Source organism: Bradyrhizobium sp. USDA 10063 (assembly GCF_054063735.1).
On record NZ_JBSSGP010000002.1, the window covers coordinates 3,819,262 to 3,842,878 of the forward strand.

Here is a 23,617-nt window from a genome sequence, read left to right on the forward strand (position 1 = left end):
GATGCTGACAGTGGCCCATATGCCGCCGCTGATGTTCGGCGGCCTCGTCCTGTTCCTGCTGATCGGCTTTCCGGTCGCGTTCTCGCTTGCGGCCGTTGGTTTGTTTTTCGGCTTCCTGTCGGTCGGCATGGGCTTTTTTCCCGAGGCCTATCTCGGAAACCTGCCGCTGCGCATCTTCGGCATCCTGTCCAACGATCTGCTGCTGGCAATTCCCTTCTTCACCCTGATGGGCGCGATCCTCGAACGCAGCGGCCTTGCCGAAGATCTTCTGGAAGGCACCGGCCAGTTGTTCGGCGGCGTGCCCGGCGGGCTCGCCTATGCGGTCATCATCGTCGGCGCCATTCTCGGTGCGATCACCGGTACCGTCGCCGCCTCAGTCATCGCCATGGGCATGATTTCGCTGCCGATCATGATCCGCTACGGCTACGACATGCGCATCGCCACCGGAGTGATCGCGGCCTCCGGAACGATCACGCAAGTGATACCGCCATCGCTCGTGCTCATCGTGCTCGCCGACCAGCTTGGTCGCTCCGTCGGCGACATGTATGCGGGCGCGATCGGCCCTTCGATCCTTCAGGTGCTGCTGTTCCTGGCCTTCATCGCCGCCGTTTCGATCATTTCGCCGCAGCGCGTCCCGCCCCTGCCCAAAGAGGCGCGCGCGCAGCGTGGATGGGTACTGGTGCGCCGCGTCCTCTGGGGCATGGTGCCGTCGATCATCCTGATTTTCGTGGTGCTCGGCACCATCTTCATGGGCCTCGCGACACCGACGGAGGCCGGCGCCATGGGCGCGGTCGGCGCGGTCATCCTCGCCGCCTTGAACCGTCGATTGAGCTGGCCGCTGGTCAATCAGGCGATGCAGAACACCATGCGCATCACCTCGATGGTCATCTTCATTCTGATTGGATCGACCGTGTTCAGCCTCGTCTTTCAGGGCGTCGACGGCTCGCGCTGGATTGAACACCTCCTGAGCCATGTGCCAGGCGGACAAGTCGGCTTCCTGATCTTCGTCAACATCTTCGTGTTCTTCCTCGCCTTCTTCCTCGATTTTTTCGAGATAGCTTTCATCATTATTCCGCTGCTGGCGCCGGTCGCCGACAAACTCGGCATCGATCTCGTCTGGTTCGGGGTCCTGCTTTGCGTCAACATGCAGACGAGCTTCATGCACCCGCCCTTCGGGTTTGCACTGTTCTACCTCCGCGGCATCGCCTCGAAAGAGGTGTTATCTCGCGACATCTACCTCGGGGCACTACCGTGGGTCGGACTACAGCTCGTACTGGTGGCAGTCGTGATCTTCTGGCCGGCAAGCGTCACCTATTGGATCGACAAGCAATCAAACGTCGATCCGGCCACCATCCGCATCGATCTGCCAAAGAGCGACAGCGGGGACAGCGACGCAACGACAATAAACTTCAAGTGAGCGCGGCTGCGACTCTCCCTCGCATGACGGCGGCTTGACAGCGTCGGCTATATCGTCAGTATACCTCTTATCTCGGCATTGATGACTTGACGCACATGCAGATCAATATCCGCGCGGGAACGGGCAGCGTCGAAGACGCCATCTCCGACACGATCGAGCGCTGCGAGCAAAGCCAGCCGACGCTTAACGCCTTTGTCCGGATCGACCGCGACGGCGCGCTTGCCGCTGCGCGCACCATCGATGCGAGCGGCGCCTGCGCTGCACCGCTCGCCGGCGTTCCGGTCAGCGTCAAGGACATCCTGAATGTCCGCGGCTTGCCGACGAACTGGGGTTCGCGGCTGATGCAGGACGCTGCGCCTGCCGAGGCCGACACGATCGCGGTCGCTCGGCTACGCGCGGCTGGAGCAGTTATTATCGGCAAGAGCACGACCACCGAATTCGCCCACACCATGATGGGCTCCTCGCCCTTGACCGGCCTGACCATCAATCCCTGGAATCCGGACGCCACCTGCGGCGGATCGAGCTGCGGTGGCGCGGTATCCGTCGCCGCAGGCCTCGTGCGCCTTGCGCTTACCACCGACGCCGGCGCATCGACGCGACTGCCAGCCGCCTGCACTGGCGTGCTTGGGCTGAAGCCCACGCTCGGTCGCGTCCCGCATGATCTCGTGCCGGAAGGGTTTTCCAACTTCATCCATCTCGGCCTGATCACGCGCAATGTCGAGGATATGGCGCTTGCACTCGAAACGATGGCCGGTCCGGCGCCAAGCGATCCGCATTCGCTCGGCTTGCCGCGCTTTGACGCATCACAGGCCGGCGTCGATGCGGGAAACTTTGCCGGCAAGCGCATCGGCCTGATCATGCGGGTCGGTAATGCGCGCATCAGCCGTGCGATGACCGAGACGATCCGGAATGTCGCGAAGACGCTGGATGGGTACGGCGCCTCCGTTACGGAAATCGAATGGACGATGGACAATCCAGAGCCGACCTGGCGCATCCTTCAGCAGTCGAACTGGGCGGCGCGGCTCGGCAAGGTCATCGACGACGTCGAGGACAAGATCGAACCGAGTTTGACCGCGGGTGTGCGCGCCGGTCTCTCCTATTCCGGACAGGATCTTCAGGGCGCGCTCAACAAGCGCACCGCGCTGTTCCGTCACGTACAGAAGCTGTTTGACGGCTTCGACTTCCTGGTGACGCCGGTGATGAGCTGCGAGCCTTTGGGTGCGCTGCACAAGCCGCTCGATCCGATCAGCATCGACGGAGAGATGGTCGGCGACATGCGACGCGAATGGACGCCGTACCTCAATCTGTTCGATCTGACCGGGCATCCCGCGATCAGCGTACCCGCCGGCCTCTCGGACAACGGTGTTCCGCTGGCGTTCCAGCTCGTCGCCCCCTGGTACGAGGAAGCAAAGCTGCTCGGGGCCGTCGCACTCTATGAGCGGCACCACCCCTGGCGACTTCTCGACGCGCGGTGATGAGGTAAGCTGTCGGTTCGAGCGCAGGGAGAATAACGCAAATGGCACACAGCAACGACGGTGAAGGCATCGGCGCCCGGGCGCCCCGGAAGGAAGACGCCCGGCATCTGCATGGCCGTGGCCAATTCACCGCCGACATTCGTATCCCGGGGATGCGCGAAGTCGCATTCCTGCGCAGCCCGGTGGCGCATGCGCTCATCACCCGACAGGGCAAGCCGCAAGGCTTTGAGGGTTGCGTCTTCTTTCACAGCGATCTCGCCGGTGTCGCGCCGATCACCACCAGGTCCTCTATCCCCGGCTACAAGGTCTCCGACTATCCCGCGTTGGCAAACGGACGCGTACGCTTCGTCGGCGAAATCGTGGCGATGTGCGTTGCCGATAACCGGGCGGCGGCGGAGGATCTCTGCGAGCTCGTCGATGTGGATTACGACGCGATCCCGGTGATCGCATCGAGCACTGGCGGCCGCCAGCGCGAGGCAACGCTGCTGCATCGCGAATGGGGCGATAATCTCTTCCTCGAAACCAGCTTCGATCGCGGCATGGACGGGATCGCGCAGACGGCGTCGGTCTGCGTCGAGCTGGACTTGTCGACCGCCCGGCAGGTCATGCATCCGATGGAAGGCAAGGGCCTGGTTGCATGGTGGGACCACCGCGCCGGGCAGCTTGTCGTGCATACCTCCACGCAGGTTCCGCATCTGATCCGCATCGGCCTCGCAGAATGTCTCGGCATTCCGCAGGCGATCGTGCGCGTAGCGCCGCCCGATGTCGGCGGCGGCTTCGGCTACAAATGCATGCTGATGCCGGAGGAGATCGCCGTGGCCTGGCTGGCGCTGACACAGAAGCAGCCGTTCCGCTGGATCGAAGACCGCCGCGAACATCTGACCGCCGGCGCCAATGCGCGCCAGCACGAATACAAATTGAAAGCCTATGCCGACGCGCGCGGACGCCTGCTCGGTCTCGACGCTGAAGTGTCGGTCGATTGCGGCGCCTATTCGGTCTGGCCGTTCTCGGCCTGTCTCGAAGCCGCGCAAGCCGGCGGCAATCTGCCCGGCCCCTACGACCTCAAATCCTATCGCTGCAAGACCTATTCGGTCGCAACCAACAAGCCGCCCTTCGCGCCATACCGAGGCGTGGCGCGACCGGGCGTCTGTTTCGCGATCGAACTGACCATCGATGCGATCGCCAAGGCGGTCGGGCGCGAGGCGTGGGAGGTGCGCATGGAAAATCTCGTCGCTGCCGCGGCGATGCCCTACACCAACATCACCAACAAGCATTACGACAGCGGCGACTATCCGGCTTCGCTTCTGGAAGTGAAGCGCATGATCGATTTCGACGCGCGGCGCAAGCTGCCTGCGCGCGACGAGAAGGGCCGCTATCTCGGGATCGGCTTCGCGACCTATACCGAGCAGTCCGCGCACGGCACCAAGGTGTTCGCCGCCTGGGGGCTTCCGCTGGTGCCGGGCTTCGATCAGGCCCATGTCAAGCTCACGCCCGACGGCGCGCTCGAAGTCAAAGCTGGCATCCACACGATCGGGCAAGGGCTCGAAACCACGCTGGCGCAGATCGCGCATGAAATGACGCGCGTTCCGCTGAATGATATCCGGGTGACGCTGGGCGACACTGCGACCACGCCCTTCTCCACGGGCGCCTATGCCTCGCGCGGCATCGTGATGACCGGCGGCGCGGTGTCGCGCGCGGCGGACATCGTTGCCGGCCGCATCAAGGCCATCGCGGCGCATCTGCTGCAGGTCAAACCGGAGGACGTCACTTTCCGTGAGGGGCGGATCTTCGCGGGCGCGGCGAATGTTTCCTATGCGGATGTTGGCCGCGCCTGGTACATCCGCCCCGACGAATTGCCTGACAATGTCGATCGCGCCGGGCTGGAAGCGACGGCGGCCTACAAGCCCGAGGTCGACAGCGGCGTCTTCTCCTATGCGAGCCACGCCGCCTATGTCGCCGTGGACGCCAGGACCGGTCTCGTGGAGATCCTCGATTACGCCATCGTCGAGGATTGCGGGCGCATGGTGAACCCGATGATCGTGGAGGGACAAACCTTCGGCGGCGCGGCGCAAGGCGTGGGAACGGCGCTCTTTGAAGAGAGCCCTTATGACGACAATGGCCAGCCGCTGGCCTCCACTTTGATCGATTACTTATTGCCAGGGCCGACCGAGCTGCCGCGTTTCCGCATTCATCATATGGAAACGCTGTCGCCCTATTCCGCGCACGGCATCAAGGGCGTCGGCGAAGGTGGCGCGATTGCGCCCTCGGCGGCGATCGTCAACGCCATCAACGATGCGCTCTCGCCACTGAATGCCGTGCTGCGCGATATCCCGGCGACGCCGGAGCGCATTCTTGCCGCTATCGCGAAAGGCGGACGCGCCAACACCAAGGATGCGGCATGAAACCGGCGGTTCTGGATTACGCGCGGGCGCGCACGCTCGACGACGCGCTCGACTGGCTCGCGGCCAGCGATGGACAAGCCAAGGTGTTTGCCGGTGGCCAGTCGCTTGGGCCCATGCTCAATCTGCGGCTTGCCCGCCCCGGCAAACTCATCGACATCCGCCACATCCCGCAATTGCGCGCGATCGAGGCCGACAGCCGCATATTCTCGCTTGGCGCGACCTGGACCCATGCCGAGATCGAAGACGGCATGATCGAAGACCCGACGCGCGGGCTTCTGCCTTTCGTCGCCCGCGGCATCGCCTATCGCGCGGTGCGCAACCGCGGCACGGTCGGCGGCAGCCTGTCGCACGCCGATCCAGCGGCAGACTGGGTGTCCACGATGGCCGCGATCGGAGCCACTCTCGAGATCCGCAACGCCAAAGCCTCAGCGCGATCCGTCGCGACGCAGGACTTCCTGCGCGGCGCATTCACACCGCAACTTGCGCCGGAGGACATCGTGTGCGCCGTGCACATCCCGAGATTCTCGCCCGATATGCGTTGGGGCTATTACAAGGTCTGTCGCAAGACCGGCGAGTTTGCCAAGGCGATCGGCGCATGCGTCGTCGACCCGAGGCTGGATATCTGCCGCGTCGTCGCCGGTGCCCTGAATGGCCGCCCGCTGCTGCTGCCGCGCGCGACCGCATCGCTGCAGCAGGACGGCCATCACAAGGCAGCCGCCCTTGTCCGTGACGAGATCGACGACATGCTCGCCACGCTCGACGTCGCACATCGGCAGCAACTCGCCGTGGCAGTAGAGCGCAGCCTGGCGCAGCTCAATGAGCCGCGGAGGTCTTGACATGCCGGCGATCGATATCTCGCTTTCGGTGAATGGCCGGTCGGTGCGCGCCAGCGCGGAGCCGCGTACGCAATTGCTGGAATTGCTGCGCGAAGATCTCAACCTGACCGGCGCGCATGCCGGTTGCGAACAGGGCGTCTGCGGCGCCTGCACAGTGATTGTCGACGGCAAGCCGCAGCGCTCCTGCATCAGCTATGCCGGAGACGCCGACGGCGCGTCGGTGACGACGATCGAGGGATTCGACAACGATCCTCTCATGGGCGAGTTGCGCGCCGCGTTCACCAGGCATCACGGCCTGCAATGCGGCTTCTGCACGCCCGGCATGCTGATCACCGCACGAGACATCGTGGTTCGCCTTGGGGAAGTTACGCCGGCGCGGATCCGCGAAGAGCTGTCGGGCAATCTGTGCCGCTGTACCGGCTATGTCGGCATCGTCGAGGCGATCCATGAGGTCAGCGCAGGCAAAAAGCCGGCGGCGAATGTCGCCACCGTCGTGGCGAGCGCGGTCCGAGCGGAGTCACCAGTACCGCCTAGGGAAACTGTTTCACCGGCCAAACCATCTGCGCCGCCAAGCGCCGCGGCCACTTCGTCGCGGCAAGGCTGGACCTCGATCGAACAGCGGCTTCAGATCGCCTCGGCACCTGCCGACGTATGGACGAAGCTCGCCGATCTGAAGCAGGTCGCGACCTGCCTGCCCGGTGCGGAGATCACGACCATCGACGGCGAGCGCATCGAAGGCCGCATGCACATGGCGCTGGGGCCGATGAAGGTTGCGTTCAAGGGTGACGGCACCGTTACTCTGGATGCGACAGCACGTCAGGGCCGCATGACCGGTCGCGGACGGGACACGGGATCTGGTTCGAGCGCCGAGGGCGAAGTCGAATGGCGTGTGCTGCCCGGCGATGGCGATCCGCCTGCTACGAGCACGCTTGCCGTCACCTTGTCATGGCGTCTGAGTGGCCGGCTGGCGCAGTTCAATCGCGCTGGTCTGGTGCAGGACGTTGTGCAGCGCCTCACATCGGACTTTACAGCCAATCTCGAGCGCTCACTCAAGGGCGAAGCAGCGTCGGCGAATCAGATCAAGCCGATCAGTTTCTGGTCCCTGGCCTGGGCCATCCTGAAGGACCGGCTCGCCGGACGGCGCTGATCATCGCAAATCGACAGATCGACCACGCGATCGCGCCTCTTTGACGGGCACGGTCAATCAGCTCTGTAAGAGGTCGTCGAGCCGCAGTCAGGCACGATAAGCGGTCTTATCAGTACCGCGATAGAGCACGCGGACCTGTTCTTCGGTCACTGCCTTATGGAACGCCAGTGCCTCTGGCTCGAGATCGCGCTTCGGCACGTATTCCGGCTCGAAGTGACGGTAGATATCCTTGCCCCGCACCAGCGTCGCCCAATCCCTTAGTCCTACCGCCTGCTTCAACCGTGTCGGGATGTAGCGGACCGCCAGACCAATCCGCCGGTCATCGGAGCGATTGGGTTCCGATCCATGGAACAACAATACATGGTGCAGCGAAGCCTGTCCGGGTTTCAACTCGACGAAGACGGCCTCGGATTCATCGACCTTCACAGCGATTTCCTGACCGCGGGTCAGAAGGTTGTTCTGGTCGAAAGTGTCCTCGTGCTGGACCTGCTGCTTATGGGTCCCAGCCACGAACTTCATGCAGCCGGATAATCTGTTGGCTGGCGATATCGCGATCCAGGCGGTGGCCACATCGGACGAACTCAATCCCCAATAAGTCGCATCCTGGTGCCAGGACACGAACCCGGGATCGTGCGGCTCCTTGATGAAGAAGCTTGTATTCCAGCAGAGGATATCCGGACCCAGCAAATCCTCGATCGCATCGAGGATCTTGGGATGGCGGATCATGTCGTTGATCCATGGAAAGAGTACATGGCTGCGATGGCGCATCTCGCCTTTGATCGGGCCGCCGCTCCTTGCCTCATAGTCCTCGAGCTTGCCGCGAAATTCTGCGACCTCGCTTTCGCTCAGGGCATCAACCGGGAAATGGTAGCCACGCTCGCGATAGTTATTGATCTCGCTCTCGCTCAGCAATTTCGGCATTCGTATCCTCCAGTCTTCTTTTTCATTGCGACCAGCAACAGATTTTTGGCGAAGGTGAGCTTGCTGTCTGGCCCTGTCAAGAAGCGTAGAATGCGCAGCAGCTATCCAGGTCCGTGCACCGCACAAGTCATTTGTTGATTTGTCATACGGACATCAGCAACGTTCGGCGCGGAACGCCGTAACGACCGCATTAGCGACACGCTCGGGCACGCTCGCAATTGGTGCGGCGCAAATGCCCGCAACATGCGAGCGTCTCACTCATTGCACGTGTGCGCATCTTGGTCTCGCCAGCTCCTGCCAGTTATGCCAGACTTATTGCTCGCAAAAAGGCCGATATCAAAATGGCCAGCGAAACGGGGAAGGGAAGCGACCATGGACGTTGGAACTGGCATTGCGTTGCTCGTTGCATTTCTGGCCGTCGTTGTCTTGATCATCCGGGGGCAGAGCCCGATCATCATGCTGCTGATACTGGCAGTGCTGTGGTCGGCGATCGCCGGCATCGGTATCGATGAAATTCAGAAGAAGATTCTTCAGGGCGGCGGCGTCGCCTACGCCAGCGCAGTCATCATCATCGTGTTCGGCGCCTGGTTTGCGCAGGTGCTGATCCAGACAGGTATTGCCGAAAGTGTAATCCGCTCAGCGGTGGAATTGGCGGGCGATCGGCCACTCGTCACTGCGATGACCATTACCCTCGTTACCGCGCTGCTGTTTACGTCGATGTACGGCGTTGGCGCCGCAATCGCCATCGGCATCATCGCACTGCCGATCATGCTCGGCCAGGGCATCCCGCCTTACGTTGCTGCGCCCGCGTTCACGATGGGAATCGGTGCCGGCACCTTTATCAACCTCGTTCAGTTCGGAACATTTCAAAAACTGTTTCCTGGTCTCAAGTATGAAGCGCCCTATTTGACGTACTGGATCGTCGGAATGGGCGTTTACATCCTGGCGGCGTGGTTCCTCGAATTTATCTACCTGCGGAACGGTGGTGCGCGCCGGTTGTCGTCCATCGACATAGCCGAGGCCGATGAAGCTGCAGTTCGCAGGCGGACGCCATATTACACATACATCGTGCCGGTCTTTCCCGTACTGATGATCATGATCCTGAAATGGGAAATAATCCCGACCTTCCTGGTCTCGATCGTGCTTGCCCTCGTATTGACGGGACGGGACCGAACGTTTCAGGGCAGCATCAATCTCTTCAACAAGACGTTCTCCGATGCGTTTCCCGACATCGCGACCATGGCCGCGTTATGGACGATCTGCGGCATGATCATCGTTGCCGGCCAGACTCCCGAGGTCGCCAATGCCCTGAAACCGCTCTTCGCCCCTGTACTGCCGCACACGCCGCTGCAGGCCGCTATCTTCTTCGGTTTGCTTGGAGGCATCGGGAGCATCTACCGTGGGCCGCTTGTCGTCATCGGCACCGGTGCTGCGCTGCTGGCTATCGTGCTCGCGAACAAGGACATCCCAATTCCCTATCTCTATTCGATCTGGCTTGCGCCGACGATCCTGCAGGGGAGCATGGACCCGACCAACTCGTGGACCCTCTGGACAATTGGACAGACCAAGGTCAGCCACGGGGAATTCCTAAAGACAGCCCTGCCCTTCGGCTGCCTGATGGTCGCCGTCAATTCATTGATCTGCTACCTGATGCTTGGCTCTATCAACTAGAAGGACAACAACAAGTTGACGGAACCGACCACACCTGCTCGCGCCTATCGCATCGGCATCGATGTCGGCGGGACTTTCACCAAAGCTGTGTTGATAGACAATGCGACCCATGAAGTGGTCGGCCGGTTCTCGGTGCTGACTACTCATTCCGATCCGCGCGGCGTCGCGAAAGGGGTCGTTGAGGTGTTCCGCAACGTGCTGGAGCAATCATCTGTCGACCCCCGCGAGGTCATCTTTCTGGCCCATTCGACCACCCAGGCGACCAATGCGTTGCTCGAGGGTGACGTCGCAAATGTGGGCGTGATCGGGATGTCGACCCGCGTGGAGTCGCTGCTGGCCAAGGGTCAGAGCGCCATGAAACCGATTGAACTCGCGCCGGGTCGCTATCTCACGCCTGCCAATCGCTTCCTCATGAAGGAAGCGCTGAGCGAGGACACAATCAACAAGGCGATCGACGAACTCAAGGCCGACGGCGTGAAGGTGGTCGTGGCCAGTTCGGCCTTCGGCGTCGATGACAACGAGGCCGAGGAGACCGTTCGCGGCCTGGCGGTCAAGGCCGGTTTGGCCGCAACCTGCGGCAACGAGATCACCAAGCTCTATGGCTTGACTACACGAACCCGCACCGCCGTCATAAACGCCAGCATCCTGCCAAAGATGATCGACACCGCTTCGATGACCGAAGCCAGCGTTCGCGAGGCCGGCATCGTGGCGCCCCTGATGATCATGCGCGGCGACGGTGGCGTCATGGATATCAAGGAGATGCGACGCCGTCCGGTCATGACGATGCTGTCTGGTCCCGCAGCAAGCGTCGCGGGAGCCTTGATGTATTTACGCATATCCGACGGCATATACTTTGAGGTTGGCGGCACCAGCACCAATATCGGCGTAATCCGGAATGGACGTCCGACCGTCAAATATGCGCGCGTCGGCGGCCACGAAACCTATGTCAGCTCGCTCGACGTTCGCGTGATCGGTATCGCAGGCGGCAGCATGGTCCGCGCCCGTGACGGCAAACTGGTCGATGTCGGCCCCCGGAGTGCCCATATTGCCGGCCTCCCCTACGCCGCTTTTGCCGACCCTGAAGATATCATCGACCCCAAGATCGAGTTCTTCCAGCCGAAGGCTGACGATCCTGCCGACTATGTCGCGCTACGTTCGGCTACCGGCACCCGTTATGCCGTCACCAACACCTGCGCGGCCAACATTCTTGGCTACGCCAGGCCCGGTCTACACGCCAGCGGCAACACGGAATCGGCAAAGCGCGCCATGGCAGCACTCGCCGCCTTCATCGGCAAACCGATTGAGGACACGGCGCGCGCTATACTCGATATCGCCACCGACAAGGTCATCCCCGTCGTCGACGATCTGATCGCCGAATACAAGCTGGATCGCGATCAGGCATTGCTCGTTGGCGAGGGTGGCGGTGCGGCCGCCTTGATCCCTCACACATCCATCCGGACCGGCCTTCACCACGAAATTTCCAGAGATGCCGAAGTGATTTCCTCTATTGGCGTCGCGCTGGCGTTGGTCCGCGACGTGGTCGAACGTATCATACCCAATGCAAAGCCCGAGGACATCAAACGAATCCGCCGCGAGGCTGTTGAAGCCGTGGTCAAGCTCGGCGCTGCACCTGACGGCGTCGAGGTGACGATCGAGGTCGATCCGAACACCCATCGTGTCCGGGCGACCGCGATGGGCGCTTCGGAAATGCGCGCGCGTCAACGACGGGAAGAGGTTGGAGAGATCGAGGCGCGCGAAATAGCGGCGAAGGCGATGGGCGTCAGCCCGGAACGTGTTGCGCTTGCGGCCGCCACGCCGCGCATCCGCGTTTTCCAGGGCGCGGTGGAAGAACGGATTTGGGGCATCTTCAAGAAGCGCCGCAGTCCGGTTCGCGCGATTGATCTCGACGGCGTCATTCGTGTGCAACGCAGCCACAGCGTGGTGCGTCGGGTCACTGCGCAGACGGCGATCGATGGCCTGCGGCGGCTGTGGGAAGACACTACGATCTACAACGGCGACAGCACGATCACGCCTGATATTTTCGTAATCGTCGGGGGACAGCTAATCGATTTGTCCGGCGTGAATTCGATCGATCAGGCCATGGCAGTCACCCGCGGCGAACTCGATGGACTGACAGCGGATGCTTCGATAGCACTGATCGGCATACCACCGTCCCGAGGTTTGCGAGATGGCGCATGACGGCGCAAGCTTAGGCTTCGAGGAGGTCGCAACCGCGTTACCGGAGACGCTCGGACTGTTGATGCTGAAGACCGACCGCTATGCAGTGCGTCTGGACGACCGTACCCAACTCGCCGCCGTTTCCGACGCCCTTCTCGACGGTGCATCGACGGCGAGGAGTCTGCAAGAGCGTTTTCCCGGATTAGGTCCACGTGAAATTGCGCGCGAGCTTCAAGTGCATGTCGTTGTCGCCGACGATGATCCCTTGGTCAGCTCTATATGGCGTTTTGCCGAGTATCGATCCCGGCCACCGCTTATTGTGCTCTACGCACGTGGGATCGCCCCGCTTGAGCAAGTGCTCGTCGATGATCTGGCTAGGCGATGTCTTGGCCGGGCAACGACCCAAGACGTATTCATCGCTCACGAACTTTACCATCATGCCGAAGCTATTCGATCTGGAGTACCCATCGCTCGTCGCTATCACGCCACATTGCTGCAGCTAGGCAAGTGGCAGTGGCGTACCGGCATCGCAACGCTCGCCGAGATCGCGGCCGGATCATTTTCGCAAACCCTGCTCGACCTGCCCTGCTATCCCAAGGTGCTGGACTATGTGATGCGTTTGCCACCTCGCTGACTGTGAAAACAAGGCTCGCGGCCAGCAAGGCCAGCAACGTGGTCAACTTCATCGAGGATGCACCGGGCGTGATCATAGAGTTGCTGGCCGCGCTCGGTGGCTGTGCCCCCCCGCATGCCGCACCAGCAATTCGACGCCGAATTCCTCTTCCAGTTGCTCGATCAGTCGACTGAGGGAAGGCTGCGCGACGTGCAGAAACGAACCTGGGATCCGCTGACTAAAGCTCGACGGCTTACAACCGCAAAAAGCTCCCACAATCTCGATAAGTCGGAACGGCGCCTAACCTGCTGCAGCCTTCCGCACGTCGTTCACAGCCTGTGCCCATTCCGCCGGCCGCTCCTGTGGCAGATTATGGCCGGCATCGCGGAACACGCGCCGCTCGAAAAAGCCGTCGAACTTGCGCGCGTGATGGGCGGTGCCGCGGTTGACGCCATCGGAATCGCCGTCAATCGCAATTGTTGGCACAGAGATCGGCGGCTGTGCGGCAAGCCGTTGCTCGATCGAAGCATAGGCTGGATCGCCTGTAGCCAGCGTATAACGATGCCGATAAGAGTGGATCACGACGTCGACGAAATCCGGATTGTCGAAGGCAACCGCGCTCCGCGCAAACGTTGCATCGTCAAAGGCCCATTTGGGCGACCACATCGACCAGAGCTGTCGGGCGAAGCCTGCCCGGTTGCGATCGAGCGCGCGGCGGCCGCGCTCGTTGTGAAAGAAATACTGATACCAGAGCGCGGCCTCTTCCGGCGGCGAGGCTGGCTCCATGCTGCGGGCGATGTCTTGAATGTTGTAGGAATTGCCGGAGACGAGCCCGACCACGCGCTCCGGATGAAGCGCTGAGACGACACAGGCCGCGCGCCCGCCCCAATCATAGCCGCCGACCACCGCGCGCTCGATTTTCAGCGCGTCCATGAAGGCAAGGAGATCGGCCCCGAGCGCCGCCTGCTCGCCGGAGCGCAGCGTCTTGTCCGAGAGGAATCGCGTCGGCCCATAGCCGCGCAGCCAGGGCACGAGCACCCGCGCACCGGACTGCGCAATGAGCGGCGCGGTCTCCGCATAGGCGTGCACGTCATAGGGAAAGCCGTGGCCCATGATGCAGGGCGAGCCGTCGGCCGGACCATATTCGCGATAGGCGATCTCAAGGACATCCGTCGTCACTGACTTCTGCTGCATGGCTCGACCTCTCTTACCGGCGGATAAAGGAGGCAACCATCGCGCTGGCGGCTGCGCAAGCGGCAACGACCAAAAAGACAAGCGATGTCTGATTATGCGTATCCATGAAGCGCCCTATCACCGGTTCGCCAAGCCCTGCGAATAGATATGCGAAGAAATTCATGACGCCAGTCGCCGTGCCCGCGCGCTTGTGGCCGACCAAATCCGGGCATAAGGCCCAGAACGAGGATTGCGGGCCGTAAGTGAAGACGCCGCACAGGAACAGCACTGCGATTCCGAGATAGACCTCCGAGGTCGGAATGGCGTACATGCCGAGCGACGTGATCGCAGCCAGCACCATGTACAACACGATAGCGAGGTCGCGGCGTGAACCGAAGACCTTGTCCGAGATCCATCCATTGCTGAATGCACCGACCGCCATGCCGACCGGCAGCGCGATGCTGATCCAGCGCGGATCGATGGCGGAGGTGGCGCCGGCCTTGGCCCAGTTGCTGCCGAGGAAGTGGACAGGTACCCACACCAACAGGCCGTAGCGGGCCGCATTCTGGAAGCCGATCGCAACCCCCGCGATGAGCAAGCGCCAAGTCGAGAGGACGGCCTTGTAACGGGTAAAGGAGCTCTCGTTGTCAATGATCGTTCTTTCGCTCTCCTTGACGTCGTCCGCCTCGTCGTGCGGCGAGATAAAGCCCATATCCTCGGGCTTTTCGCGAGCGATCAGATAGAAGGCTATGCCCCCTAACAGAAGCAGCACGACAGGAATGCGGAAGATCCAGCGCCAGTCGAGCTGAAAATAGCCAACCACGATCAGCGAGGTGACGAAAGACAGCACCGACGCGAGACCGGCTGCGAAGGTGTAGAGGCCATAAACCGTTCCGCGCTCATGGCGTCCCCACCAGTTCGACAACAGCCGGCTGCCCGGCGCCCACCCCATCGACTGGAAGTAACCGTTAATGCCCCAGAAGACGGAGAGGCTGACGATCCCGGTCGAAAGGCTGGTGATCCAGTTCATGATGAACGAGAGGATCGCGCCGGCGCTCATTACCCGGCGGCCACCAAACTTGTCGCCGAGATTGCCGTTGATCGCCTGCCCGATCGCGTAGCACCATAGCAGCGCCGCGCTGGCCCAGCCCAGTGCCTCCTTGCTGACACCGAACTCGGCCTGGATGCCCGGAATGGCGAAGCCGAAGGTCTGGCGCCCGGTGTAGAAAAACAGATAGCAGAACATCGCGGCGAGCAGCATCCGCCATTGCGCGCGCCGGAATGACGTCGCAAGTTCCGGGTTCTGTATCCCGGCTGGGCTGACGCTCGCAGGACTGAACGTAATCGACATCAGGACACCTCCCTTTTGCGCTGATTGCCTTTGTGCACTACCGGCGCCGCTGTTCTTGTTGTTCGGCGCCGCCTCCGCTTCGGATGGATGCGCTTCTACGCGGGCCAGGGAAGCGAATACGTCTTGACGTTGGTGAAGCTCTTCATCGCTTCCTGCACGCCTTCCTTGTAACCGAGGCCCGAATCCTTGATGCCGCCGAACGGAGACATCTCGATGCGATAGCCGGGCACTTCCCAGACATTCACGGTGCCGACGTCGAGCTCGTTGACAAAGCGCGTGATGTAATCGAGCCGGTTCGTGCAGACGCCGGACGACAGGCCGAACGCGGTCGAATTGGAGATCCTGATCACGCTGTCGATGTCGTCTGGCACGCGGATGATTGGAATCACCGGACCAAACGTCTCCTGCATCACCAGTTCGCTGGTGTAGGGAATGTGATCGACGACCGTCGGCGGATAAAGTGCGCCATTGCGGTCGTTGCCATGGAGCAGTTCGGCGCCGTCCTGCACCGCAGCATTGACGCGACGCTCGAACTCCTTGGCCGCGCCTTCATGGATCACGGTGCCGACGTCGACCGCCGGATCCATCGGATCGCCGCACTTCAAGGCGCGAGCCTTCTTGAGGACCAGCGCAGCAAAGTCGTCGGCCACCGCCTCGACGCACAGGATACGCTTCACAGCCGTGCAGCGCTGGCCGGAATTCCTGGTGGCGCCCGTGACTGCCAGCTCAGCGGCTTTTTCGAGATCGGCGTCCTCCATGACGATCAGAGGATCGTTGCCACCGAGTTCGAGCACGAGGCGCTTGTAGCCGGCTTTTTCGGCGATGTGCTTGCCGACCCGCACCGAGCCCGTGAAAGTCACGAGGTCGGCATCCGGGTCGGTGATCATCGCGTCCCCCATCGAATGAGGGTTGCCCGTCACCACCGACAGCATTTCGGGCGGCAGCCCGGCTTCATAGAGCACGTCGGCGAGCGCGAGCGCCGTCAGCGGCGTCAGTTCGGTCGGCTTCAGCACGACACGGTTGTTGGTGGCGATCGCCGGCGCGATTTTGTGGCTCACCATGTTGAGCGGATGGTTGAACGGCGTAATCGCCGATATCGCGCCGAGCAGCGGCGTGCGTGTCGTGAAGATCTTGCGCGCCTTGCCCTGCGGGCTGATGTCACAGGAAAACGTCTCGCCGTCGTCGTTAATCGCTAGTTGGCCGGCGAACGAATAGACGTCGTAGGCACGACCTGCCTCATAAAGCGAATCCTTCCAGCACAAGCCGGATTCGGCGGTGATCAGGCGTGCGAATTCCTCTTTCCGGCGCGACAGGATGTCGGCGGTCTTGAACAGGATCTGCTGACGCTCGTAGCGCGACAGCTTGGGCTTGAACGCTACGGCCTTTGCAAAGGCCTGGCGGACATGCTCGGGTCGTGCCGCGGGCACCGATCCGATTGCCTTGCCCGTGTAGGGATTGACGACCTCAACCCGCTCATTGACGTCGATACGCGCTCCCGCGATGCGCATCTGCTCATGGCGGACGGGTGGCGTCTGGATGTTCATGATGGAGTCCTCCACCTTACTGGATGCGGTTGAGCGCGACGTCGAATGCGTCGAAGTTGCGCAAGAGATGATCCGGCGGGAGCGTGATCTTCCGGTTCGCGATGAGCGGAACACGTTCCTCGGTCAGACCGCCGTGCGACCTCAGCGGCTCGGTCAGCCCTGAAAGATCGTGGCGGTCGCGGCTGGTGCCCAGCACCTTGTGCCTCGACGAGATGACGACGATGTCGCCGACCCGGTCCGCTGGAAGCTCGAATCGTGCGCAGGCCTCCTTGCGCGTCAGAGCGAGCTCGACACCGTCGACGTCGCGCAGCCTTGGCAGCAATTTCTCAGCCGAAGTCCCGTCGGTGTACACTGTGGCGAACGAGCCGAGCGAGCCGTGATGGGCAACGTAGGGATCGGTGATCGGGAGAATGACGCGAGTCGTGCTCTTGCCGGCCCACCGATCCATCAGATCCTGGAGGTAGATGACATCGGGCTCGCCGCTGGCGAGATGCTTGTCGTTCATCCCGTGGTCGGCTGTTGCGACAATGTTGCAGCCGAGCGCATCGAGCTTCGCCAGATAACCATCGATCATCGCGTAGAAATCGTTCGCGAGCTTCGTGCCGGGCGACGTCTTGTGCTGGATGTAGTCCGTCGTCGACAGATACATCAGGTCAGGCCGGTGCACCTCGACGAGCCTGACGCCGGCAGCGAAGACGAATTTCGACAAGTCCGCCGAGTAGACCTCCGGCAATGGCAGGCCGACGAAATCGAGGACGTTGTCGATCCCGTTATCCTTCACTGTCGCCTGGTCCGCCTTTTCCGAAGAAAAGGCGATAGCGCGGCCGGTGGAGTAGTCCAGCCCGTGGGACAACAGCGCGCGCAGCTTGTCCTTGGCCGTGACCGCCGCGACCTTGTAGCCGGCGCCATGAACACCGGCGAGGATCGTCGGAGCGCGGAGGAAGCGCGGGTCGTTCATCATCACTTCGGTGCCGCTGTCGATATCGTAGAAGTAATTCCCCGCAATGCCGTGGACTGCGGGGGGTCTTCCGGTGATGATCGAGAGGTTGTTTGGATTGGTGAAGCTTGGAATGACGCTGCTCGCGTGAACATGCGCGCCATCCTTGATGAATCGCGCGAAGGTCGGCGCCAATCCGGCTTCGATCGCCTTCTCGACGTAGCCGGGCTCCGACCCATCGAGACAGATCACGACCGTGGGCCGCTCGGGCGCCTTGTAGGCGCGACCGTTTACCGAGACAGTCTTTCCATTGGATGTCATTTTCGCCTCCTTCGCGATTCGGCGCGACGCGCTGTTCAGGCAGTTCTCGCTTTCGGCAACCGCACTACCTGAGATGCCTCGATCAATCGCTCCCGGGATCCGAAGAAATTTCTGCCGCGCTCGCCCTCGAGTGAGTCCGCGATCAGGGCACGCCACTCCTGCGGGTCGATTCCGTAGGCCGCCGGATTGCAGGAGATCCCGAGCATGCCGAGGAAATCCTCGAGATCGTCGGCGCCCTTCGCGAGATCGTCGCCGAAGATCTGCTTCAAGCTGTTCTCGCAGAGCCCACCGACGCCCCACACGCTGCGCAACACCATCGGCAGGGAGAACGAGCAGGCGATGCCGTGCTGCACACCATGGTGCAGCGTGATGGGATAGGACAGCGAGTGGGCAATCGCGGTCTTGGTGTTGGAGAACGCCAGGCCGGCGAACAACGCCGCCATCGCCATGCGACTGCGCAGCTCTAAGTTACCGAGATCGCGGACGAGCCTCGGCAACACGTCGAGGACGTCGCGCGCGGCCGCAACTGCGTGGTTGGCGGATACGGGATTGCTGTTGACGTTCCAGAGGCTCTCCAGGGCATGTGAGAGCGCGTCGAGACCGGTGCTGACCGTGAGAAGTTGTGGCTTGCCCAGCATCAGGCGCGGGTCGATCACCGCGTGGGTGGGATAGAGCGAAGGGCGCGCCAGCGAATATTTCTTGCCGTTGGCCTCGTCCCAGACGGTGCCCCAGCAGGTGACTTCACTGCCGGTGCCCGCGGTGGTGGGCACCGCGATGATCGGGATCGCCGAAAGACGCTCGGCGCCCGCTTGCGTCTCGAGATAATTCCTGACGAGCGCAAAGTCGCCGCCGGCGGCAGCGAACACCTTGGCGGAGTCGATGACGGATCCGCCGCCGAGCGCCACGATCACGTCAGGCAGCTTGCGGAGGCCACCGAAGCGGGCGGTCTGTTCGGCGAGCAAGCGGTAGTCGGGATTGGGTGCGACGTCGCGGACGACAAGAACCGGCGCGCCGGCGTTATCCGCCAATCTGCGCTCCAGTTGCTGAAAGGCGGGCTCGCCGTAAGTGACCAGCGCATAGGCTCTCGTCCCAATCAGCGAGGCGAGCTTTGCGAAACTGTCGACGCCGAATTCGATCTGGACTGGGTTCGTGTATTTCCAAGCCATCGCGCTTCTCCGTTTTGCGCAAGGCTTAAGGATCATCGAACTATTGACAAATTCATTCTTCGGATACGTGATATTGACTATGTCAATAGTTTTCAGCCAGCTCCGCGCCTTCCACGCCGTTGCCGAACATGGCGGCTTTACAGCAGCGTCGCGCGTTCTCAACGTCGGCCAGCCGACCCTCACGATTCAAGTCAAGGAGCTCGAGCAAACATATGGTGTCGAACTGCTGATCCGAAGATCACGGCGAACGGAATTGACTGAGGCCGGCAAATCGCTGTTCGAGATCACGCGGGGCATCATGAAATTCTGCGACGAAGCGCACGACTTGCTGGCGGCTCACGGAAAGGCAACCAAAGGTCATTTGCGAGTCGCAACCGTCGGCCCTTTCCATGCAACCGAGATCATCGCCGCCTTCAAGCGCGACTATCCCGACGTCCAGATCTCGACTCTGCTTGCCAATTCCGAACGAACCTTTCGACACATAATTGATTTCGAAGCGGATGTTGGAATTCTCGCGGAGGTGCCGCACGAAGATCCGCGGGTAAAAATGATCCCATACCGGACCCATCGGGTTGTTGTGTTCGTCAACCGGGATCACCCCTGGTTCACTCGAAAATCGGTGAAGCTTCGTGAACTGGTTGATCAGCCATTCGTATTGCGCGAACGTGGATCAACAACGCGCCGCGCGTTCGAGGCAACTCTGCGCGCCAAGGGACTTGAGATCAAACCGGTCTTCGAAATTGAAAGCCGCGAAGGGGTGTGGAAGGCGGTCGAGCGCGGTCTGGGCATCAGTGTCGTAGCCGATTTCGAGTTTGTGCCGCACCCACATTTGCGCGCCCTTGAGATCAGCGATCACGCCATCAAGACGCGCTACAGCATTGCCTATCACATGGATCGCGGTCATTCGCCGATCATCAAGGCGTTTGTTGATACGGTTCGACGAATGAAGAATGCGGACGGCAGGAAATAACTTTCCTTGCTGTCAAGGTCTGCCTTGTCTCAAAACTGTTGCCAGGGATCGGAGCGTCTGCGCAGCGGTGCTCCTCGAGCGGGTGCTAACCCACCCAAGCTATTTCGTCGGCACGGGGCGGATCTGCACCGACCCGCGTACAGGTCAGCGCGGCGCACTTGCACGCAAACGATAGCGCGCGACGAAGCTCGTTCGCGCTGGTATCCTTCAACCCGCTCCTGCCGAGCCTGCGCTGCTTGTGCAGAGCAAACAGCAGCGCGGCCTGAAAGCTGTCGCCGGCCCCGATCGTGTCCACGACCTTGATCGCGGGTGCCCCGACTTCTACCGCGCCAGCTACTGGATGCCAGGCCAGGGCCCCCTTTGTTCCGCGCGTGATCACAAAAAGGCTGCAGCCCCGGGCCAGGAGCTGTTCGGCCTTGGCCGCATAGGCCTCATCGCCATAGAGATAGTTGAAATCAACGTCCGACATGCGAACGACGTCCGCGCTGTCGACAAACGTGTCCATGCGGGCGAGATAAGCCGCCTTGTCGGTGACCAGATTGGGCCTGCAGTTCGGGTCGAGCGAGATCGTTGCGGACGACCTAGCGTCGGCGACCATCGCAGCGGTTTCCGCGGCTCCCCTCGTATTGGCCAGGGTCGTCGAGCCGATGTGGATCGCCTCGATGGTCTCGAACGGAATTTTGCCACGCGGATAGCTCCATTCCCGCGAGGCCGTCTCCGCATCATAAAAAGCATAGTGCGACTCGCCTGCCACCATTCGAACGAAGGCGAGCGTGGTCTGGCGGTCGCTGCGCGTGGCATAACGAAGGTCGACGCCGGACGACGCGGAGTGGTCGGCGATCATACGGCCGAACAGATCGGTTGAGACGCCGCCGACAAAGCCTGTCGGCACGCCAAGCCGCGCAAGGCCGACGGCGACATTGAGACAGGAGCCTCCGACTGCCGGCCGCACCGCCTCCCGGCCGTCTGCGGCCGTAACGGGCACGAAATCGATCAACGCATCGCCACAGCTTAGCAGCATCGTTCAGCCCTTTTCGAAACTAGCCGCCGTTGATCTCGAAGCCGAGCATCACCTCACGGCTTCCGCGATCAAGCCCTCGTAGCAACTCGTATACCTGCCGCTTCCGGCGATGGAATTCCTGCATGTCCGGCGCGGCCGGCTCGGTCAGGGGACCGAGTGCCGACATCGCGGCCATGGCCTCGCCAAGCGAGGCATAGGTGCCCGCGGCGACCGCCCCAAGCATGGCCGCGCCGAGCAGCACTGGCTCCGCCGTTTGCGGCAGCGCCACCGTGAGGCCGGTCGTATCTGCCATCATCTGCCGCACCAGCGGGCTCCGCCCGGCGCCACCGCCCATCACGATCACCTTGCTGTCGACCCCGTGCGCCCTGAATGCATCGATGACGTCGGCAAGGCCATAGGCGAGCCCGCACAATCCCGCCACGAACAGACGCTTCATCGCCCGGATGTCCGTATCGAGATCGAGGCCAGCGATAACGGCGCGCGTATCGGGATCGGCATAGGGCGAACGATTGCCGAGGAATTCCGGCAGGACGTGAACATCGCGCGCCAGCAGCGCCGCCCTGCTCGCATCTCCGGCTTGCTCGATGATGCGCTTTTCGAGGAATTTGATGATCTCTGTACCTTCGTGCCGTGCTTCGGTGCTCGCTTGCGCATGTGCCGGGTGCGACCGGATCAGGTGATCGATCGCCGCTCCCGCGGCCGATTGCCCGCCTTCGTTCAGCCAGAACCCGGGCACCATGCCGGAGTAGTAGGGTCCCCAAACGCCGGGCACAAAACATGGGTCGACGGTGGTGGCCATGATGCAGGCGGAAGTACCCATGATGTAGGCCAATCGTTCGCAGAGGTCGGCAGTCGCGCCAGACGCGTCCCGGCCGCCGATCGCGCCAACCCCGCCGGCATGTGCATCGATCAACGAGGCGCCGACCGGCGTTCCCGGGTTCAGCCCGAAATCCCGCGCCGCCTGTTTCGTCAGGCCCAACCCAAGCCGCGTGCCGGGCGCGACGATCTCGGTTCCGATTCGGCGATAGTCTTCGGCGACGAAGTCCTCGAGCCCAACGCGCTGAAAATACGGCGCGCTCCAGCGCGCCTCATGCGCGAGATAGTTCCACTTGCAGGTGACCGTACAGGTCGAGCGCGCCTGCGAGCCGGTCGCGCGCCAGGAAAGGAAGTCTGCCAGATCGAAGAAATGCCCGGCGCGGTCGAAACTGTCGCGCAAATGCCGCTTGAGCCAGAGCAGCTTTGGCATTTCCATCTCCGGCGAAATCGAGCCGCCGACATAGCGCAGCACGTCATCCTGCGCCTCATTGATCAGTCGCGCTTCCTCGATCGCGCGGTGATCCATCCACACGATGACATTGCGCCTAACGTCGCCGGATCCACTCACGGTCAGCGGCTCGCCGTCCCGGCCCAACACGACCAGCGAGCAGGTTGCATCGAACCCGATGCCTTTCACGAGGTCGGGCGATATCGCAGCGTCTGCCATGGCGCTGCGGACCGCCGAGACGCAGGCGTTCCAGATATCGGACGAGGATTGCTCGACGACGTCGCCTGCTTCGTGCCAGACTGCAATCGGATGTTTCGCAGTTGCGAGCAGTGCTCCCGTCTCGTCGAAGATTCCCGCCCGGGTGCTCAATGTTCCGACGTCGATGCCGATGAAGGCCTGCCGCATTTCCGCTCCCGTCAGTTTCGACGCAAGCTTACCAGCAAGTGTAGCCACCATCGACAAGAACGATGCTTCCCGTCATCAGGCTGGCCGCATCGGATGCCAGGAACAGGACCACCGAGGCGATCTCCTCGACCTGCCCCATCCGCGCCATCGGCGTGCCGCCGATCCAGGCGTCGTACATGCGTGGGTTGCCTTTCACGAAAGCGTTCAGAGGCGTCTCGATGTAGGTTGGCGCCACCGCATTGACCCGCACGCCGCGCGCGCCCCACTCGGCGGCCAGCGATTTGGTCAGATGATGCACCGCGGCCTTGGAGGCGTTGTAGTAGCACTGCTCCTGTGGCTTGTTGACGATGAAGCCCGACATCGAGCCGATATTGACGATGGTTCCTGCGCCCGCCGCCAGCATATGCTTGCCGAAGGCGCGGCAGCACCAGAAGGTGCCGTTGAGATTGACGTCGATGACGTTCAACCAATGCTCGTCGGTCACGATTTCAGCCGGGGTTTCGCTCCGCGCGATTCCAGCATTGTTGACGAGGATATCCACCCGTCCATGGCGCGAAACAAGCTCATCGGCGACCTTGGAGACGACGCGCGAATCGGTCACGTCCATCAGCGCGACCTCCGCGCTATAGCCTTTTTTGCCCAGGCTGGCGCACGCCTCGTCAGCCACCGCCGCATCGCGATCGGCAATCACGACCCTGGCACCCGCTTCGGCCAGGGCTTCGGCGCAGGCATATCCTATGCCCTGGCCGCCGCCGGTCACGATCGCGGTCTTGCCGGGCAGTTTGAATTTTTCCAGATACATCTT

General features: G+C 62.0%; 19 protein-coding genes. 9 read left to right on the plus strand and 10 right to left on the minus strand.

From position 1 onward, the window contains the following. Position 1 precedes the first annotated feature (1 nt). The 5 genes from ACVJGD_RS20090 (at position 2) to ACVJGD_RS20110 (ending at position 7,277) form a co-directional block, all read left to right on the plus strand. A complete protein-coding gene (locus ACVJGD_RS20090; RefSeq protein ID WP_456635971.1) occupies positions 2–1,417 on the plus strand; it encodes a TRAP transporter large permease in 1,416 nt (471 codons plus the stop codon). A 95-nt stretch (positions 1,418–1,512) separates the two neighbouring features. Further along, the gene (locus tag ACVJGD_RS20095) at positions 1,513–2,892 is read left to right on the plus strand and encodes an amidase (protein WP_456635972.1); all 1,380 of its coding nucleotides are present in this window, start codon (positions 1,513–1,515) and stop codon (positions 2,890–2,892) included. A 41-nt stretch (positions 2,893–2,933) separates the two neighbouring features. Beyond that, the gene (locus ACVJGD_RS20100) at positions 2,934–5,294 is read left to right on the plus strand and encodes a xanthine dehydrogenase family protein molybdopterin-binding subunit (RefSeq protein ID WP_456635973.1); all 2,361 of its coding nucleotides are present in this window, start codon (positions 2,934–2,936) and stop codon (positions 5,292–5,294) included. Beyond that, positions 5,291–6,130 (plus strand): FAD binding domain-containing protein, encoded by an 840-nt coding sequence (locus tag ACVJGD_RS20105; protein ID WP_456635974.1) that lies wholly within the window; start codon positions 5,291–5,293, stop codon positions 6,128–6,130. Before ACVJGD_RS20100 ends, ACVJGD_RS20105 begins: the two co-directional genes overlap by 4 nt. 1 nt (position 6,131) lies before the next feature. Beyond that, positions 6,132–7,277 carry a xanthine dehydrogenase family Fe-S subunit gene (locus tag ACVJGD_RS20110; RefSeq protein WP_456635975.1) on the plus strand — a complete coding sequence of 382 codons (1,146 nt, stop codon included), beginning with the start codon at positions 6,132–6,134 and terminating at the stop codon, positions 7,275–7,277. 87 nt (positions 7,278–7,364) lie between these two features. Here ACVJGD_RS20110 and ACVJGD_RS20115 read toward each other — a convergent pair whose 3' ends face one another. Then, positions 7,365–8,198 (minus strand): phytanoyl-CoA dioxygenase family protein, encoded by an 834-nt coding sequence (locus ACVJGD_RS20115; RefSeq protein WP_456635976.1) that lies wholly within the window; start codon positions 8,196–8,198, stop codon positions 7,365–7,367. A 474-nt stretch (positions 8,199–8,672) separates the two neighbouring features. Between ACVJGD_RS20115 and ACVJGD_RS20120 the strand changes: the two genes are divergently transcribed. From ACVJGD_RS20120 to ACVJGD_RS20130, 3 genes are read left to right on the plus strand one after another with little or no spacing between them, the layout of a single operon-like run. Next, on the plus strand, positions 8,673–9,869 hold the full coding sequence (locus ACVJGD_RS20120) for a hypothetical protein (protein WP_456635977.1): 1,197 nt from the start codon (positions 8,673–8,675) through the stop codon (positions 9,867–9,869). A 15-nt stretch (positions 9,870–9,884) separates the two neighbouring features. Beyond that, a complete protein-coding gene (locus ACVJGD_RS20125) occupies positions 9,885–12,068 on the plus strand; it encodes a hydantoinase/oxoprolinase family protein (RefSeq protein WP_456635978.1) in 2,184 nt (727 codons plus the stop codon). Then, a complete protein-coding gene (locus ACVJGD_RS20130; RefSeq protein WP_456635979.1) occupies positions 12,058–12,681 on the plus strand; it encodes a hypothetical protein in 624 nt (207 codons plus the stop codon). Before ACVJGD_RS20125 ends, ACVJGD_RS20130 begins: the two co-directional genes overlap by 11 nt. Before the next feature lie 72 nt (positions 12,682–12,753). Here the strand turns inward: ACVJGD_RS20130 and ACVJGD_RS20135 are convergent, their stop codons facing one another. The 6 genes from ACVJGD_RS20135 to psrA form a co-directional block, all read right to left on the minus strand. Next, positions 12,754–12,936: a helix-turn-helix domain-containing protein gene (locus ACVJGD_RS20135; protein ID WP_456635980.1), complete on the minus strand. Its 183-nt coding sequence runs from the start codon at positions 12,934–12,936 to the stop codon at positions 12,754–12,756. A 24-nt stretch (positions 12,937–12,960) separates the two neighbouring features. Continuing rightward, entirely contained in the window at positions 12,961–13,854 is an 894-nt protein-coding gene (locus ACVJGD_RS20140; protein ID WP_456635981.1) for an alpha/beta fold hydrolase, read from the minus strand. 13 nt (positions 13,855–13,867) lie between these two features. Continuing rightward, positions 13,868–15,184 (minus strand): MFS transporter, encoded by a 1,317-nt coding sequence (locus ACVJGD_RS20145; protein WP_456635982.1) that lies wholly within the window; start codon positions 15,182–15,184, stop codon positions 13,868–13,870. Between the two features lie 95 nt (positions 15,185–15,279). Then, positions 15,280–16,728 carry a phosphonoacetaldehyde dehydrogenase gene (phnY, locus tag ACVJGD_RS20150; RefSeq protein WP_456635983.1) on the minus strand — a complete coding sequence of 483 codons (1,449 nt, stop codon included), beginning with the start codon at positions 16,726–16,728 and terminating at the stop codon, positions 15,280–15,282. 16 nt (positions 16,729–16,744) lie between these two features. Then, entirely contained in the window at positions 16,745–17,986 is a 1,242-nt protein-coding gene (gene phnA / locus ACVJGD_RS20155; RefSeq protein WP_456635984.1) for a phosphonoacetate hydrolase, read from the minus strand. A 35-nt stretch (positions 17,987–18,021) separates the two neighbouring features. Then, the gene (gene psrA / locus ACVJGD_RS20160) at positions 18,022–19,152 is read right to left on the minus strand and encodes an iron-containing alcohol dehydrogenase PsrA (protein ID WP_456635985.1); all 1,131 of its coding nucleotides are present in this window, start codon (positions 19,150–19,152) and stop codon (positions 18,022–18,024) included. Here psrA and ACVJGD_RS20165 point away from each other — a divergent pair. Next, on the plus strand, positions 19,136–20,122 hold the full coding sequence (locus ACVJGD_RS20165; RefSeq protein WP_456635986.1) for a LysR substrate-binding domain-containing protein: 987 nt from the start codon (positions 19,136–19,138) through the stop codon (positions 20,120–20,122). The two genes, psrA and ACVJGD_RS20165, sit on opposite strands and share 17 nt — an antisense overlap. Positions 20,123–20,207: 85 nt before the next feature. Here the strand turns inward: ACVJGD_RS20165 and ACVJGD_RS20170 are convergent, their stop codons facing one another. From ACVJGD_RS20170 to ACVJGD_RS20180, 3 genes are read right to left on the minus strand one after another with little or no spacing between them, the layout of a single operon-like run. Then, positions 20,208–21,143: a carbohydrate kinase family protein gene (locus ACVJGD_RS20170; RefSeq protein WP_456635987.1), complete on the minus strand. Its 936-nt coding sequence runs from the start codon at positions 21,141–21,143 to the stop codon at positions 20,208–20,210. A 19-nt stretch (positions 21,144–21,162) separates the two neighbouring features. Then, positions 21,163–22,812 carry an FGGY-family carbohydrate kinase gene (locus tag ACVJGD_RS20175; RefSeq protein WP_456635988.1) on the minus strand — a complete coding sequence of 550 codons (1,650 nt, stop codon included), beginning with the start codon at positions 22,810–22,812 and terminating at the stop codon, positions 21,163–21,165. Positions 22,813–22,840: 28 nt separating this feature from the next. Next, on the minus strand, positions 22,841–23,614 hold the full coding sequence (locus ACVJGD_RS20180; protein ID WP_456635989.1) for an SDR family NAD(P)-dependent oxidoreductase: 774 nt from the start codon (positions 23,612–23,614) through the stop codon (positions 22,841–22,843). Positions 23,615–23,617: the final 3 nt, after the last annotated feature.

Excerpts from the sequence above, each read along its gene's own strand:
- ACVJGD_RS20090 (WP_456635971.1), top strand. The coding sequence starts at position 2 with ATGCTGACAGTGGCCCATATGCCGCCGCTGATGTTCGGCGGCCTCGTC.
- ACVJGD_RS20095 (WP_456635972.1), top strand. The coding sequence starts at position 1,513 with ATGCAGATCAATATCCGCGCGGGAACGGGCAGCGTCGAAGACGCCATC.
- ACVJGD_RS20100 (WP_456635973.1), top strand. The coding sequence starts at position 2,934 with ATGGCACACAGCAACGACGGTGAAGGCATCGGCGCCCGGGCGCCCCGG.
- ACVJGD_RS20105 (WP_456635974.1), top strand. The coding sequence starts at position 5,291 with ATGAAACCGGCGGTTCTGGATTACGCGCGGGCGCGCACGCTCGACGAC.
- ACVJGD_RS20110 (WP_456635975.1), top strand. The coding sequence starts at position 6,132 with ATGCCGGCGATCGATATCTCGCTTTCGGTGAATGGCCGGTCGGTGCGC.
- ACVJGD_RS20115 (WP_456635976.1), bottom strand. The coding sequence starts at position 8,198 with ATGCCGAAATTGCTGAGCGAGAGCGAGATCAATAACTATCGCGAGCGT.
- ACVJGD_RS20130 (WP_456635979.1), top strand. The coding sequence starts at position 12,058 with ATGGCGCATGACGGCGCAAGCTTAGGCTTCGAGGAGGTCGCAACCGCG.
- ACVJGD_RS20140 (WP_456635981.1), bottom strand. The coding sequence starts at position 13,854 with ATGCAGCAGAAGTCAGTGACGACGGATGTCCTTGAGATCGCCTATCGC.
- ACVJGD_RS20145 (WP_456635982.1), bottom strand. The coding sequence starts at position 15,184 with ATGTCGATTACGTTCAGTCCTGCGAGCGTCAGCCCAGCCGGGATACAG.
- phnY (WP_456635983.1), bottom strand. The coding sequence starts at position 16,728 with ATGAACATCCAGACGCCACCCGTCCGCCATGAGCAGATGCGCATCGCG.
- phnA (WP_456635984.1), bottom strand. The coding sequence starts at position 17,986 with ATGACATCCAATGGAAAGACTGTCTCGGTAAACGGTCGCGCCTACAAG.
- psrA (WP_456635985.1), bottom strand. The coding sequence starts at position 19,152 with ATGGCTTGGAAATACACGAACCCAGTCCAGATCGAATTCGGCGTCGAC.
- ACVJGD_RS20170 (WP_456635987.1), bottom strand. The coding sequence starts at position 21,143 with ATGCTGCTAAGCTGTGGCGATGCGTTGATCGATTTCGTGCCCGTTACG.
- ACVJGD_RS20175 (WP_456635988.1), bottom strand. The coding sequence starts at position 22,812 with ATGCGGCAGGCCTTCATCGGCATCGACGTCGGAACATTGAGCACCCGG.
- ACVJGD_RS20180 (WP_456635989.1), bottom strand. The coding sequence starts at position 23,614 with ATGTATCTGGAAAAATTCAAACTGCCCGGCAAGACCGCGATCGTGACC.